At 63.2% G+C, this 14,208-nt stretch carries 13 protein-coding genes; 5 read left to right on the top strand and 8 right to left on the bottom strand.

Annotation, left to right across the window (positions count from 1 at the left end; genetic code table 11):
* Window positions 1-35: 35 nt before the first annotated feature.
* From D0Z70_RS12035 to D0Z70_RS12025, 3 genes are all read right to left on the bottom strand, one after another.
* On the bottom strand, window positions 36-416 hold the full coding sequence (locus D0Z70_RS12035) for a VOC family protein (protein ID WP_119746686.1): 381 nt from the start codon (window positions 414-416) through the stop codon (window positions 36-38).
* A complete protein-coding gene (locus D0Z70_RS12030; protein WP_119746684.1) occupies window positions 413-886 on the bottom strand; it encodes a VOC family protein in 474 nt (157 codons plus the stop codon). Before D0Z70_RS12030 ends, D0Z70_RS12035 begins: the two co-directional genes overlap by 4 nt.
* Window positions 887-997: 111 nt before the next feature.
* Window positions 998-1,873, bottom strand: a complete 876-nt coding sequence (locus tag D0Z70_RS12025; RefSeq protein WP_119746682.1) for a helix-turn-helix transcriptional regulator — start codon at window positions 1,871-1,873, stop codon at window positions 998-1,000.
* A 157-nt stretch (window positions 1,874-2,030) separates the two neighbouring features.
* Between D0Z70_RS12025 and D0Z70_RS12020 the strand changes: the two genes are divergently transcribed.
* The 4 genes from D0Z70_RS12020 to D0Z70_RS12005 are packed head-to-tail and all read left to right on the top strand — an operon-like array spanning window position 2,031 to window position 6,293.
* On the top strand, window positions 2,031-2,849 hold the full coding sequence (locus D0Z70_RS12020) for an SDR family NAD(P)-dependent oxidoreductase (protein WP_119746820.1): 819 nt from the start codon (window positions 2,031-2,033) through the stop codon (window positions 2,847-2,849).
* 14 nt (window positions 2,850-2,863) lie between these two features.
* The gene (locus D0Z70_RS12015) at window positions 2,864-3,874 is read left to right on the top strand and encodes a zinc-dependent alcohol dehydrogenase (RefSeq protein ID WP_119746680.1); all 1,011 of its coding nucleotides are present in this window, start codon (window positions 2,864-2,866) and stop codon (window positions 3,872-3,874) included.
* Entirely contained in the window at window positions 3,871-5,133 is a 1,263-nt protein-coding gene (locus D0Z70_RS12010) for an MBL fold metallo-hydrolase (RefSeq protein WP_119746678.1), read from the top strand. Before D0Z70_RS12015 ends, D0Z70_RS12010 begins: the two co-directional genes overlap by 4 nt.
* On the top strand, window positions 5,133-6,293 hold the full coding sequence (locus D0Z70_RS12005) for a sulfotransferase family protein (RefSeq protein ID WP_119746818.1): 1,161 nt from the start codon (window positions 5,133-5,135) through the stop codon (window positions 6,291-6,293). The genes D0Z70_RS12010 and D0Z70_RS12005 overlap by 1 nt, the downstream gene beginning before the upstream one ends.
* A 31-nt stretch (window positions 6,294-6,324) precedes the next feature.
* Here D0Z70_RS12005 and D0Z70_RS12000 read toward each other — a convergent pair whose 3' ends face one another.
* The 3 genes from D0Z70_RS12000 to D0Z70_RS11990 all read right to left on the bottom strand — a co-directional run bounded on the left by D0Z70_RS12000 (window position 6,325) and on the right by D0Z70_RS11990 (window position 10,083).
* Complete coding sequence (locus D0Z70_RS12000; protein WP_119746676.1) at window positions 6,325-7,236, bottom strand: SDR family NAD(P)-dependent oxidoreductase; 912 nt, start codon at window positions 7,234-7,236, stop codon at window positions 6,325-6,327.
* Window positions 7,237-7,351: 115 nt separating this feature from the next.
* Entirely contained in the window at window positions 7,352-8,500 is a 1,149-nt protein-coding gene (locus D0Z70_RS11995) for an FAS1-like dehydratase domain-containing protein (RefSeq protein WP_119746674.1), read from the bottom strand.
* A gap of 17 nt (window positions 8,501-8,517) precedes the next feature.
* Window positions 8,518-10,083, bottom strand: coding sequence for an acetate--CoA ligase (locus D0Z70_RS11990; RefSeq protein WP_119746816.1), 1,566 nt, complete (start codon window positions 10,081-10,083; stop codon window positions 8,518-8,520).
* 151 nt (window positions 10,084-10,234) lie between these two features.
* Between D0Z70_RS11990 and D0Z70_RS11985 the strand changes: the two genes are divergently transcribed.
* Complete coding sequence (locus D0Z70_RS11985; RefSeq protein WP_119746814.1) at window positions 10,235-11,047, top strand: IclR family transcriptional regulator; 813 nt, start codon at window positions 10,235-10,237, stop codon at window positions 11,045-11,047.
* Here the strand turns inward: D0Z70_RS11985 and D0Z70_RS11980 are convergent.
* Window positions 11,030-12,619: a Vgb family protein gene (locus D0Z70_RS11980; protein WP_119746672.1), complete on the bottom strand. Its 1,590-nt coding sequence runs from the start codon at window positions 12,617-12,619 to the stop codon at window positions 11,030-11,032. The two genes, D0Z70_RS11985 and D0Z70_RS11980, sit on opposite strands and share 18 nt — an antisense overlap.
* 1 nt (window position 12,620) lies before the next feature.
* Window positions 12,621-14,036: an aldehyde dehydrogenase family protein gene (locus tag D0Z70_RS11975; protein WP_119746670.1), complete on the bottom strand. Its 1,416-nt coding sequence runs from the start codon at window positions 14,034-14,036 to the stop codon at window positions 12,621-12,623.
* Between the last annotated feature and the right edge of the window lie 172 nt (window positions 14,037-14,208).

Here is a 14,208-nt window from a genome sequence, read left to right as displayed (position 1 = left end):
GATTCCGGCGCGATTTATGGCGCGTTTTCCAGAGCCTAGTCGGGAGGGCCGAAACGGAAGATGACCAGCTTGTTGCCATCCAGGTCGCGGAAGTAAGCGCCGTAGAAGCCGTTGGGATCATCGCCGCGGACGCCAGGCCTGCCTTCGCACTGGCCGCCAAGGTCAATCGCCTTGGCGTGGACGGCGTCGACCAGCGCGCGGCTGTTGGCCTGAATGCCGACCTGATTGCCGTTGCCGGGCGATGCTTCGCCAGCAAAGGGCTTGCCGATCAGCAACATGCCGCCGTCGGCCGCCTTATAGGCCACGACGTCGGGCCTGTCGAAGGCGCGGACCGCGCCGAGCAGGGCGGCCAGTTCATCATAGAAGCTTTTGGCGCGATCAAGGTCGCGTGTGCCGAATCGGGCAAGGGTAATCATGCGGGCCGTCCTCCCATTGCGGCCCAACGGTCCGGGACCATCCAGCAATATTCTGTGTAATGTCCCAGCCAATCGCGGGTATCGAGATAGAGAAATTCCAGCATCCCCGGCGTGCCGCCTTTCAGGACCACGGGAAAGGGTTGCTGATCGACCCGCGCCATGAAGGCGTCCCAGTCGTCCACCAACTGGCAGACATGATGGAATGTCAGACTGTCATCTGTCGGCAGCGCGTCGCGATAGAGCGACAGGACGTCGCCTTCGATCGGCTGGATCAGTTCACACTGCAGGTCGCCGACCCAGACGAAGGCGAGCTTCTGGACGCCGACGCCTTCGCCCTGCGGGGTCCACAGATTGACCGAGACTTGCGTTTCCAGAAGGGTGCGGATGTCGGCGCGTTGCTTGAACTCTGCGACGGCCTTGTCGACGTTTCGGGTCACATAGGCGTTTTGATAATGGCGTCCGACGATCATCGTCCTGCCCTCTCCTGATCTGTCATTTTGATTATCCTGACAGTGAGTTGGACAATGTTAGGCAGTTTTTCCAAGACCGGTTTATGTCGTTATTCAGCCATACTATCTCTATCAGGCCATAGGTCGGAGCTGGCGCTGGCGGAACTGGCGCGGGGTGGAGCCGGTGGCGCGGCGGAAGGCGAAGGCGAAGCTGGACGGGGAGGCAAAACCGAGCGCGAAGGCGATTTCCTTGATGCTTTCGCTGGTGGCCAGATGCCGCTTGGCCATATCGATGCGGGTCTGGGCGATATGGTCGCCGATCGAATGGCCGCGCGAGGCGCGAAAACCACGGGTCAGCTGGCGCGGGGACATGTTGCACAGGGTCGCCAGTTCCTCCAGCGCGGGGGGCGGGCCGGGCTGGTGCAGCCGTTCGTCGACGCGGCGCAGACGCCATGAGGCAAGGCCGCCGGTAATCGGCCCGTCGGCAATCGCCTGGCAATAGCGCGCCACTTCGATCGCCAATTGCTGAGCGATCAGTTCGGCCAAGGTCGCGCTGCCAACACCAGGATGACGCACTTCTTGCGCCAGGCGGAACAGGCAGGCGCGCATATGCGGGTGGGTGATGTCGAGGCTCGCCGCCAGCCGCCGGTCGGTCCATTCGATGCCGCCATCGTCAAGCCAGCAGTCGATGACGGCGGCAGGAATTTCGCACACGACCGATGCCTGCCGCCCGCCCGATTCGCTGCGGATATGGATCGCTTCGCCCGGCGGCACGAGGAAGATTTCGCCCAGCGGTTCGTAACGATGCGGTCCCCAGCGCTCGCGATAGCAGCCGCGCGCTTTTTCCGGGCGGGGCGTCAGGCACAGGTCGAGCCAATAATGGTCGGTGCGGCGGAACAGCCGGTCGGTCGGCTGTTCGAGGCGCAGCCGCATGATCCGCACCTGCGCCGAGGGGACGATCAGTTCCGCCTCGAACATGGATTGGGCGTAAGTTTCGTTTCGCGGCATCACCCTCTCCTGCCCTTGTTTACTCTTGGCTCAATTGATGGATTATGACCCGATATCTATAGTCAGGTCAATTGCGGGGCAGCCCATGCTGACCGACAATCGCCGCCAGCACAGGACCGCCAAGGGGCGGCGACATTCTTTCATAGGAGAGCGACAGGTGGCGGGTCTTTTCGACTGTTCGGACAAGGTGACGCTGGTGACCGGCGGCAATGGCGGCATTGGCCTGGGCTTTGCACGCGGCGTCGCCAAGATGGGTGGCAAGATCGCCATCTGGGCGCGCAATGCGGAAAAGAATGACGCGGCCAAAGCGGACCTGCTGGCAGCGGGCGCGAGCCGGGTAGAGACCTATCAGGTCGATGTGGCGTCCGAAGAAGCGATCATTGCGGGCTATGCGCAATTGCTGGCCGATTTCGGGCGGGTCGATTGCGTATTCGCCAATTCGGGCCGCGCGTCGCGCAGCCGGTCAGTGCTGACGCTGGATTCGGCGGAATGGCACGACCTGATGGCGGTGAACCTGCACGGCGCTTTCTTCACCCTGCGCGAAGGAGCCAAGGCTATGGTCGCGCGGGCGGAAGCGGGCGAGCCGGGCGGGAGCCTGGTCTATTGCGGCAGCCTGTCGATGTTCCACGGGATGCCGGGCATCAACAATTATGCCGCGTCCAAGGGCGGCATGGGCGCAGCGGTGCGCGGCATGGCGGCGGAGCTAGGCAAATATGAAATCCGCGCGAACAGCATCGCACCCGGCTATGTCAAGACAGGCATCGGTGCCGACCAGGGCATGAGCGAAGAGATGAAAGCGCGCATGGCCGCCGTGGACGCGCATTTTTCCGCCAAGACGCCGATCCACCGGCCCGGCACGATCGAAGATTTTGAAGGGATCGGTGCCTATCTCTGCTCCGACGCTTCGCGCTTCCATAGCGGCGACACGATCGTGATCGATGGCGGCAGCCTGATCTATCCCCCTTACGCCTTCTGACCGGAACCCCCGCCATGCGCCTGCTGACTATCCATGACGTCAACGATGTGCGGTTGGACCCCTATGAACGCCCGGAAGCCGGGCCGAAGGATGTGGTCGTCAAGATGAAGGCCTGCGGCATTTGCGGCAGTGACCTCAGCTACATCAAGAATGGCGGCATCCCGACGCCCGGCAAGCGGACCGCGCTGGGCCATGAGGGCGCGGGCGAACTGATGTTCGTGGGTGACGAGGTGACTGGCGTGTCGGTGGGGCAGAGCGTCATCATCAACCCGATGATGACGCCCAGCTATATCGGCAGCGGCGGGCCGGAGGGTGCGTTTACCGAGGAATTGCTGGTGCGCAACGCGCGGTTGGGCGACAGTCTGCTGCCGATTCCCGACGGCATCCCTTACGATATCGCGGCGATGTGCGAGCCGCTGTCGGTCGCGATGCACGGGGTCAACCGGGCGCAGGCCAAGGCGGGCGACAAGGTCGTGATTTTCGGCTGCGGGCCGATTGGCCTGGGCATGATCCTGTGGGCCGTGGACCGGGGGTGCGAAGTGATCGCGCTGGATCTGGCGAAGGAGCGGCTGGAGCGGGCGCGGGCGCTGGGGGCAACGACGATCAATCCGGCCAGCGAGGATGCGATCGCCCGGATCAAGGCGATCCACGGCACAGTCATGGTGTTCGGGCGGGAGAAGTCGCTGACTGACGCCTATATCGACGCAGCGGGTGCGCCATCGATCCTGCATGATGTGGTGACACTGGCCAAGACCCATGCGCGCCATGTCATTACCGCCGCCTATCTCAAGCCCATCGAACTGCCCGCCGGGCCGATGCTGACCACCGAAATGACCATCACCACGGCGGTCGGCTATCCGACGGAAATGCCCGATGTGATCGCCGCGATGCCACGCCTGAAGGACAAGATCGCGGCACTGATCAGCCACACATTGCCGTTCGACCGGGTGATTGAGGGGCTGGACATCGCCGCGCGCCCACAATCGGCCAAGGTGATGATCGAATTTGAAAGCGCAAGCGCATGAGCGAGAAGCAACAGACGCCTTTGGGCGCGTTGGTGATGGCGGGTCAGGGCCAGAGCAACGCCGAGCGGATCGGCGACGGCATCTTCATGGTGAAGGATATTTCCAACGCCTATCTGGTGACGACGGGCGATGGCGACCTGCTGGTCAATACCGGCTTTCTGGGCAATGGCGCGCGCAACAAGGGGCTGTTTGCCGCGCATCGCACAGGGCCATTGCGGCGGATCATCGTGACGCAGGCCCATGCCGACCATTATGGCGCGCTACCCGACCAGAAGGAGGAAGGCACGCAGGTCATAGTCGGGGCGGGCTTTATCGAGACGGTCGATTATTTCGACCGACTGGCGCTCTTTCTGGGCCGCCGGTCAGGCAAGCTGTGGGCGTCCATGACCCGACGCGAAGGGCCGCCGCCCAAGCCGCCGGTGATCGTGCCGGACATGGAGGTCGCCACCACGCTGGCGTTCGAACAAGGCGGCCGCCGGTTCGAGGTCGTCAAGACGCCGGGCGGCGAAAGCCTGGATTCGGTATTCCTGTGGATGCCCGACGAAAAGACCGTCTTTACCGGCAATCTGTTCGGCCCGGTGTGGCGGGCCATGCCCAATCTGGTGACGATGCGCGGCGACAAGCCCCGGCTGGTGCGCGCCTATCTGCGGTCGGTCGAGCAGGTGCGGGCGCTGGGCGCGGAACTGGTGATTACCGGCCATGGCGATCCGATCCGGGGGGCAGAGACGATCCGCGCCGATCTGGACATGATGCACGCGGCGGTCAGCTATCTGGAGCGCGAGACGATCGCGGGGATGAATGCGGGCCGGACGGTGCAGGATCTGATGCGCGAGATTGCCCTGCCAGTCGACCTGAAAATCGGCGAGTTCCACGGCAAGACCAGCTGGGTGGTGCGCGCCATCTGGGAGGAAAATGGCGGGTGGTTCCATTATGCCGATGGCACCACGGCGCTCTATGGCGTGCCGCGTTCGGCGGTGAGTGCCGATCTGGTCGAACTGGCGGGCGGGGCAGGCGCGATCGTAGGTCGCGCCCATGTTCATGTAGCGGCGGGTCGGCCCTTGGAAGCGCTGCACCTGCTCGACATCGCATTGGGCGTGACGCCCGATCATGAGGCGGGCCTGACCGTACGCAAGGCTGCGCTGGAACAATTGCTGGCCGCGAGCGGCAGCACCAACCTGTCGGAAACCATGTGGCTGAAGGCGGAAATCGCCGAGACGGACAAGCGCCTCGCCAGCCACGCACAAAAGGGAGAAGGATGATGACCACCACGACCGCAGGGCTGGACGCCGATGCACTGATCGCCGCCGCGCGCGAACAGACGGGCCTCAATGATCTGGGCGATGACGCGATATTGGAGGGGCTGCATGTCCTGATCGACGCGATCAACCGGGAAGCCAAGCTGACCGAGGCGGCGCAGGGTCGCTGGGCGCAGCAGATTATAGCGACGCTGGCGAACCGCTTGCAGGTCGAGGATTATCTGGCCAAGCATCCTGCGCTGCTGGACGCGCCGGTCGAAAAGCCGCTGTTCGTATTCGGCCTGCCGCGCACGGGGACCACGCTGACGATCAATTTGCTGAACGCTGATCCGGCACGGCGTTGCTTCCTGCGCTGGGAAGCGTTTAACAGCGTGCCGCCCGCGGCCAAGGGCGCGTTGAGCAGCGATCCGCGCTATGTGGCGGAGCAGGCGCGGCTCGATATGATGCTCAAATATGCACCGCATATTTCAGCGATGCATCATGAAGATGCCGACAGCCCGACCGAGTGCCAATTCTCGATGTCGCCATCCTTTTGCGCGCAATATTATGACTCGGTCTTGCATATTCCGAGCTATCAGAAGTGGTTGTTCTCCACGAGCTATCTGCCTGCCTTCCGCTATCAGAAGCGGCTGTTCCAGCTGTTGCAGGAGAATGAGGGCGGCCAGTGGACGCTCAAAAATCCGTGGCATCCTTTGTTCCTCAACGACCTGACCACCATCTATCCCGACGCGCAGCTGGTGATGACCCATCGTGATCCCGCCGATGTCGTCGCGTCGGCGTGCAGCCTGGTCTATCAGGTGCGCAAGATGTTCAGCGATGATGTCGATCCGGTCGAGGTGGGCAAGTCGCAGTTGCGCACCTTCGACCTGATGATCGAACGGATGCTGGCCTATCGCGAGAAGCATGGCGCGGAGTCGATCCACGACATCCAATATGACGCGCAGCTGCGCGATCCGATCGGCGAGATGAAGCGGCTCTATGCGCGGTTCGACACGGAACTGACGGCAGAGGCGGAAGCTGCGATGCAGGCGATGCTGGACGCCAATCCGCAGGGCAAGCATGGCAAGCATCACTATGACTTGGCCGATTACGGACTGGACCGCGCGGGTATCCATGCGCATTTCAAGGATTATACCGAGCGGTTCGGGATTAGCTGCCGCTAAAATCCTCCCCCCTGCGGGGGAGGATGAAGGGTCAGCCCGCTCGCGCCATCGCGAAACAATAGCGCAGATGGTCCATATGGCCGTCAGGCACGGGCGGGAAATGCAGCGTCTCGTCGGTGGCGCGGATGGTGTCGAGATTCTCCGCGACCTGTTCGATGGTCCAGTCGGGGCGGAACATGCCTTTCGTCTCCATCATGTAGGCGCGGGCGACGCGGCCTGCCATGGCGATCAGCATTTCGCCCGATACCGCGCAATTTTCATGCGCCAGATAGCCGACCGTGGGGGCGACCAGGTCCGGGTCCATCGGCGGATAGGCGCTGGTGTCGAGGCCATCTGCCATGCGGGTGACCGCGCCAGGCAGGATGATGTTGCTTTTGATGTTATGCGCCGCACCCTCGATCGCGGCGACGTTGGACAGGCCGGTCATCGCGGCCTTGGCCATGGAATAATTGACGACGCCTGCATTGCCATAGAGGCCGTTGATCGATCCGGTCAGGACGATGCGGCCATAATTCGCCGCGGTCATGTGCGGGAACGCGGCGCGCACGACGTGGAAGGCACCGCGCATATGGACGTCCAGCACCGTCTCGAAATCGGCATAGCTCAAATCATTGAGAGAGCCGCGACGGACGATGCCTGCATTGTGGATGAGGATGTCGATGCGGCCATAATGAGTCATGGCGGCGTCGATGATCGCCTGCCCGCCTTCCCGCGTCGCGACACTGTCAGTCGAGGCGATGGCGTCGCCCCCGGCGGCGCGGATGTCATCGACCAATGCTTGGGCGGGACCGGCATCGCGCCCCTCCCCTTGCATCGACACGCCCGGATCGTTGACGATGATCTTTGCGCCGCGCGCCGCCAGCAAGAGCGCATAGGCGCGGCCCAACCCACGGCCCGCTCCGGTGATCGCGGCCACCCGGCCGTCAAAGCGCATCTCGTCCATCCTGCGATCCTCTCAACTCACTTTGGCCCGATCTTAGCGATACGAACGCAACGAAAAAGGGTCGCCGCCGCATATCGCTGCGGCGACGACCCCCTCTCCTACCCCTTCAAAGGGATCAGGCTGGCTTGCTGGGCAATTGCGCGATCGAGGTGCCGAAGGCCGAGACTTCACCGCGATGGGTGGTCGCCTGCTGCTGGATTTCGACGAACTTCTTGCCGTTTTCCTCAAACTTGCGGATCACGCTGCCGTCGATGTAGATCGCGTCGCCATCAGGATTGTGGCGGCGGATCTGGCACTTGCTGCGCGTCAGGAAGCCATCGTCACCGATCCAGTTGGTGATGTGGTGGGTCAGCCAGCTGCAACGCTCTGGACCATAGTCATAAGCCCCCGGTGCGCCGACTTCGAGCGCGAAGGCTTCGTCCCAGTGAACGCGCTCAGGGCAGTCTGGCACGTTGAAGCGGTTGCGGATGCCTAGGCCCGGATGCGCCTGCTGCATCTGGTTGGCGAGCTTGTTGGCGCGGATGTAGAGGCCGCCCCACCCTTGAGCATAGCAGATGAAGCCGGTGACCGTCATCGGTCCCTTCATCATGCGCGGCAGTTCGTCGCCGACATTCACATCTTCCCAATAGCGGGGAACGGAGCCGCGAATTTCCTCTTCCTGATACAGGCGGGTAAATTCGGCCAGTTCTTCCTCTGTATATTGCTCCACGCGGCCACGCGCTTCGGTATATTTCGTGCCGCGTTCGCGGGCTTCGTCGCGGTCGGTGCGGAATACCCAGCTGTCGCCTTCGGCCACCTTGTCGCCCGACTGGTTGAAGAAGTCGACATGGTAGATCTGCTGGAACGAACGGCCGGCAAATTTGGTCTGATGTTCGACCAGATCCTTGAGATAGGCCTCCGTGCGGATCGTGTCGTTGCGCAACACAGGCTTGTGCCAGGTCCAGTCGGCACCCGCCCACATGGCATGGACGCCCGACAGGCCACCGCAATAGCCCGAAATGATCCGGCTGGTGGTGAAGAGGAAGCTGGGCAGCGCGACGACCGAGCCATATTTGGTCTTTTCGGCATAGGCCGGGTCGCACCACAATGGGTTATCGTCGCCAATGCCATGGGCATAGTGACGGATCGCGTCGCGGGTCGCTTCATAATTCCACGGCTCGACGGTATTCTCGATCTTGACGCCAATGCGCTTGCGCAGATCGTCGAGGCCTTCCTCGGTGATCTTGGGGAATTTATTGGTGGGGGCTTCCGCCAAAGTTGCCATGTTTCTTCTCCTAGGGTTCAGTTGACGAGTTCGGCTGCTTTTGCAGCCTCACGATCTCGAAGGATTTTGCGGTGGACTTTCCCCGCCGGGGTCTTGGGCAGTTCGGTCACGAATTCGACCACGCGGGGAAATTCATGCTGGGCCAGTTTTTCGCGGGTGAAGGTCTGAAGTTCCTTCACCAGCGCGTCGCTGCCATCGACATTGGCGATGACGAATGCCTTGACCACCTGCCCGCGCTGCGGATCGGGCACGCCGATGACGGCACATTCCAGCACGGTCGGATGCTTGAGCAGGGTGTTTTCAATCTCGACCGCGCTCATCGTCCAGCCAGCCGAAATGATGACATCGTCGGCGCGGCCACAATGGTAGAAATAGCCGTCCGCGTCGATTTTTGCGCGATCCTTGGTGGTTTCCCAATTGTCGCGACGCCATAGCATCAGCTCGCCAATCTCGCCGGGGTCGGATGGGGTGCCGTCGGGACGCTGCACTTGCAGTTTCTGGCCCGGCACCGCCTTGCCCAGTGAACCGGGCTTGACGGCGAAATCGTCGGCACCGGGATAATTGACCAGCACCACGCCGATTTCGGTCGTGCCATACATGGAGCAGGCGGGCACCTTGAAATAGGTTTCGATAAAGTCGAGCGTTGCCGGATCGATCGGCTCTCCGGTGTAGGACAGCTTCTTGAAATGGAAGCTGTAGTCGCCTGCCTTGCCGCTATTCTTCATCATGCGATAATGGGTCGCGGCGGCCGACATGTTGGTGATGCCATAATCGTCCAGCGCCTTCATCAGCCGGACCGGATCGAAGCGGCCCGCAAAGGTACCGGTCGTCACGCCCATGCCCAGCGGGGCCAGCGTGCCATGCCACAATCCATGACCCCAGGCGGGCGAGGAAGGGCAGAAAAATTCGTCGCCGGGGCGGATGCCGGTGCCGTAGAGCGCGGCGAACATCAGCGTCACCAGCGCGCGGTGGCTGTGCTTGACCGCTTCGGGCAATTCGCGGGTGGTGCCGGACGTATATTGGAACACGGCCAGATCGTTCGCCTTGGTTTTCGGCGTGTAGGTCGCGGGATATTTCTCAATCTCATCGAGCAGGCCATCGTCGGCAACGACGACGCGCGGGCCGTTCATGCTGCGTGCCAGGTCCGCCTTTTCGCTGTTGGTGATCAGGATCGTCGGCTTGCAGTCATCCACCCGCAGGCGCAGCGCGTCGGGACCGAACAGGGTGAAGAGCGGCACCGAAATCGCGCCGGTCTGCATCGCCCCGAACAGGCAGACATAGAAGGGCAAGGAGGGTTCCAGCATGAAGGCGATGCGTTCGCCGGGTTGAACGCCCTCTGCATCGAGCCAATGGGCAAAGCGGGCCGCGCCAGCCGAAATGGTGTCGAAGCTCAATATCTCATCGCGGCCATCGGCGTGCGCGATCCGCACCGCTGCGCGGCCCGATCCATCGGCATGGCGGGTAATGCACTCATGCGCGATGTTCATCTCTTCGCGGTTGCCGTCGAACAGCTCCCACGGCGCATTGGGCGTCGCATGGGCCTGCGCATCGGCATAGCTGCTATAGTCGGTGAGCTTGGTCATTCGTTCCGTCCGTTCACTATAGCGAACGACAGGAAAGCCGCCTTCGCCATGACGAAACCGAAATGTCACGCCGACTCCATTGTTGTAAATCATGAACAATGTTCTATATGTTGAATGATCGTCCATCGCTGGGGCGATGGAGATATGCGCCATGGCCGACCCCACGCCCCTGCCCACCCCCTCCCCCGTCCGAAAGGTTGCGCGCGCAGTGAAAGATAGCAAAGCGCCCGCCATCGCTCGCGCGGCGGCCATATTGCGCTTGCTGGGGCGTAGCGAGCGGCCGCTGGGGGTACAGGCGATCGCCAAGGAATTGGGGCTGGTCCCCAGCACCTGCCTCTATGTGCTGCGGGCCTTGGCGGAAGAGGAACTGGTGTCGTTTGATCCCGACACCAAGCGCTATGCGCTGGAAGCGGGCGTGCTGACGCTGGCGCGGCACTGGTTGCGGCGCGACCTGTTCAACGATCTGGCGCAGCCGCATCTCGACCGGCTGGCTGGGCGTTTCGGTTTGACCATGTTGGGTGTGCAAGCGGTGGGGCTGGACCATATGATCGTCGTCGCCATGGCGCAATCGGGCAGCGGGTTTCAGCTCAGCACGCAGGTCGGGAGTCGTTTTCCGGCGTTGATCAGCGCGACCGGGCGCTGCATCGCGGCATTTGGCGACTATCCTGAGGCAGAATTGAAGGCGCGGTTCGACCAGTTGCGCTGGGACGATCCGCCCGCGTTCGACGACTGGATGGAGCAGTTGCGCCGGACCCGCGAACAGGGGTTCGCTGTGGATGAGGGGCAATATATTGCGGGCGCGACCGTGGTGTCCGCGCCGGTGTGGAAGGGCGCGGGACGGCCGGTTCATGCATTGGTCGCGATCGGCATCGGCGCGGCGCTGGGCCGGGAGCTTGGCGCGTTGCAGGATGCGCTGGTGGAGGCGGCGAGTGCTCTGTCGGGGCAGCTAGGCGGCGGGGCGTAGCGCCAGAACGCTGCCTTCGGCGTCGCCAGACAGATAGAGGGTGCCATCCGGCCCGGCGGTGAGGCCGCAGAAATTGATCATCGGTCCAGCCATGTCGCCGATCGGTCCCAGATATTTAGGCGTGATGCCGACAGGCGCGCCGACTGGCAGATGGGTGGCGATGGTGCGCTGCGCGCCGCTGGCGGGATCGAGTGCGATCAGCGATTTGCTCTGTGTGTCGATGACATAGAGGGTGCCGTTGCTGATCGTAATGCCTTCGGGCCGTCCCAGCCCTTCGACCACCGTTTCCACGGTGCGGCCCTGTTGCAGCCGGACGATGCGCCCCTTGCCCGCTTCGGCGACATAGGCGGTGTCGCCATCCAACGCGACGCCCATCGGCTGATCAAGGCCCGTGGCGATTGCGCGCACTGTGCCATTTTCGGCGACATGCACCTGCCCCGTGCCCTGTTCGGCGAAAACGATGGCACCGCTGGCGTTGGCCGCAACACCCATCAGCCGGTCATGGCCGTGGGAGAGGAACTCGCTGGCCCCCTCCCACGGTCGATAGCGCGCGAGGCTGCCGGTGCCGGTGGTGACGATCCATTCCCCTGCCTGCGCGCCCGGTGCAACACCGCGCAAATAGCCGGGACAGCCGGGGTAGAAGATCATCCCCGCCAGTTGCGGCACACCGCCGGGGCGCAGCGTGTAGCCGAACGTGCCATCGGCGACGAAGATGGCCCCCTCCCCGTCCACCGCCAGACCAAGCGGCCATTGCAGTGCGCGCGGGACGACGGAGCGGACCTTGCCGTCGCCCATCAATTCGGTGATCTCACCGGGGATGCTGGACACGAAGATGCGGTCGCCGATGAAACTGACATTGTCGAGGCCGGGGCCAAGGTCTGCCAGCACCTCCCGCGTGCCGCTGACCGGATCGATGCGCAGCACCTGACCGCTCGCGACCTGGGTGGTGACGATACGGCCCTTGCTGTCGAACTTGACCGAGTCCGGCACGCCCAGATCGCCTGCGACGACTTCGGGCGCGCCGCCGTTGAGGTCCACGCGCCAGATTTCATTGGCACCCATGACGGGAAAATAGAGTTTGCCATCCGGGCCGACCTGAAAGGCGTTGGCCATCGGCACATTGTCGAGGATGAGGCGCGGTGCGCCGCCGTCGAGCGGCAATTCCATGATCCGCGCGCCCATGCGACATTCGCCCGCGATCAGGCGACCCCGATGCCAGGTGATCGGGTTGGCGACGGGCATGTCGCCATGGATGATACGCGCCTGCCCGCCGGGCGTCAGCATCGACACGCGGCCTTCGGTAATTTCGGTCAGGTAGAGATTGCCCGCTTCATCGAACACCAGATCGTCGGGCGCGACGATGTCGCCGCCCATCGGGCTGATGGTGGAGATCACACCGCTGTCGACGTCGATTGCGCTGACCTGGCTGCCGCCGACCTGCGCGACATAGAGGCGACCGTCCGCGCCGGTGGCCAAGCCGTTCGCGCCATAGAGACGGCTGGGGGGCGTGAGCCGTTCAAGGCTCCACCCTTCCGTTGCCGTCATGCCGCTGGGCGCGATCCGGCCGTTCATGTCAGGCGTAACCCAGCATGGACTTGACTTCGAGATATTCGTGGAAGCCGAACTCGCCCCATTCGCGCCCGTTGCCGCTGCGCTTGTAGCCGCCAAAGGGGGCGTGGAAATCGAAGCCGCCGTTCATGCTGACCCAGCCGGTCCGCAGGCGGCGGGCGACGGCGTGAACCGCGTCCGTGTCGAGGCCGTTGACATAGCCGGCGAGGCCAAAGGGGCTGTCATTGGCGATGGCGACCGCATCATCCAGGTCAGTGTAAGGGATGATCACCAGCACCGGACCGAAAATCTCTTCGCGCGCAATGACCATGTCGTTGGTGCCAAGGAACACAGTGGGGCGGACGAACCAGCCCTTGTCGATGCCGTCGGGGCGACCGGGACCGCCCGCAATCAGGGTCGCGCCTTCGGCCACGCCCTTGGCGATATAGTCCTGAATGATGTTGTACTGCGCCTTGGACACGACAGGTCCCATGGCGACATCGCCCGCCGGGTCGCCGACGGTGACGGCGTCGGCCGCAGCCTTCGCCGCTGCGAGCGCTTCGTCTAGGCGCGCGGCGGGGACGAGCAGGCGCGATCCGGCGCTGCATGTCTGGCCGCTATTGCCCATCATGCCCGCGGTGGCGCCAGTGACGTTGTCCGCCAGCGCAGCGTCGTCCAGCACAATGAACGCGCTCTTGCCGCCCAGTTCCAGGCCGACGCGCTTGACCGTGGTGGCCGCGTCCTTCTGGATCTGCACGCCGACCGGCTCGGAGCCGGTGAAGCTCACCATATCGACATTTTCATGGGTCGAGAGCGCCGTACCGATGACGCTGCCCTGCCCCTGGATCATGTTGAACACGCCCGCCGGAACGCCCGCCGCGTCGATGATTTCGGCAAGGATTTGGGCGGAGAAGGGGGCGAGCTGCGGCGGCTTCAGGATCATCGTGCAGCCGGTAGCGAGCGCGGGAAAGACTTTCACGCAGGTCTGGTTCATCGGCCAGTTCCATGGCGTGATGAGGGCGCAGACGCCGATCGGCTCGCGGCGGATCATAGTGGGTCCACGCAATTCCTCGAACGCGAAATTTTCCAGCAGTTCGATGGCGGTCTGGAGATGGCCTGCGCCAAGCCCGACATGGAAGCCGTTGGCCAGGCCCGATGGCGCGCCCATTTCCTCCCGGATCGCCGCGCCCAGATCGGGCAGGCGACGCTGATATTCGGCCTGGATCGCGCGCAGCAGGTCAAGCCGCTGTTCCCGCGTCGTTTCCGACCAGGCGGGGAAGGCGCGGCGGGCGGCGGCGACGGCCTTATCCACGTCCGCTGTCGAACCCAGCGCGATGTGGCCTGCAACCTGCTCGTTCGCCGGGTTGATGACCTCGGCGGTTTTGGGTTCGACCGAATCGACCCACTGGCCGTCAATGTAGAATTGCAGATGGTCGCGCATGGGTCTCTCCGTCTTTATATCCTCCCCCCTTTAGGCGGGGGCTGTCGCACATGACTTTTCGCTATCCCTTCAACGTCATGCTGAATTTATTTCAGCATCCATTTCTCGTCACAAACAACGGCTTGAGCCGGAGAAATGGACCCTGAAACAAGTTCAGGGTGACGGTGAAAGA

This window comes from Sphingobium terrigena, from assembly GCF_003591655.1.
Classification (GTDB): Bacteria; Pseudomonadota; Alphaproteobacteria; order Sphingomonadales; family Sphingomonadaceae; genus Sphingobium; species Sphingobium terrigena.
The sequence above is the reverse complement of the archived record's forward strand: the minus strand, read 5'-3'. Positions and strand labels throughout refer to the sequence as shown.

Bases quoted from the DNA above. Each gene is read 5' to 3' on its own strand.
- D0Z70_RS12015 (WP_119746680.1), top strand. From the start codon at position 2,864: ATGCGCCTGCTGACTATCCATGACGTCAACGATGTGCGGTTGGACCCC.
- D0Z70_RS12025 (WP_119746682.1), bottom strand. From the start codon at position 1,873: ATGCCGCGAAACGAAACTTACGCCCAATCCATGTTCGAGGCGGAACTG.
- D0Z70_RS11975 (WP_119746670.1), bottom strand. From the start codon at position 14,036: ATGCGCGACCATCTGCAATTCTACATTGACGGCCAGTGGGTCGATTCG.
- D0Z70_RS12010 (WP_119746678.1), top strand. From the start codon at position 3,871: ATGAGCGAGAAGCAACAGACGCCTTTGGGCGCGTTGGTGATGGCGGGT.
- D0Z70_RS12035 (WP_119746686.1), bottom strand. From the start codon at position 416: ATGATTACCCTTGCCCGATTCGGCACACGCGACCTTGATCGCGCCAAA.
- D0Z70_RS11980 (WP_119746672.1), bottom strand. From the start codon at position 12,619: ATGAACGGCCGGATCGCGCCCAGCGGCATGACGGCAACGGAAGGGTGG.
- D0Z70_RS11985 (WP_119746814.1), top strand. From the start codon at position 10,235: ATGGCCGACCCCACGCCCCTGCCCACCCCCTCCCCCGTCCGAAAGGTT.
- D0Z70_RS12005 (WP_119746818.1), top strand. From the start codon at position 5,133: ATGACCACCACGACCGCAGGGCTGGACGCCGATGCACTGATCGCCGCC.
- D0Z70_RS11995 (WP_119746674.1), bottom strand. From the start codon at position 8,500: ATGGCAACTTTGGCGGAAGCCCCCACCAATAAATTCCCCAAGATCACC.
- D0Z70_RS12000 (WP_119746676.1), bottom strand. From the start codon at position 7,236: ATGGACGAGATGCGCTTTGACGGCCGGGTGGCCGCGATCACCGGAGCG.
- D0Z70_RS11990 (WP_119746816.1), bottom strand. From the start codon at position 10,083: ATGACCAAGCTCACCGACTATAGCAGCTATGCCGATGCGCAGGCCCAT.
- D0Z70_RS12030 (WP_119746684.1), bottom strand. From the start codon at position 886: ATGATCGTCGGACGCCATTATCAAAACGCCTATGTGACCCGAAACGTC.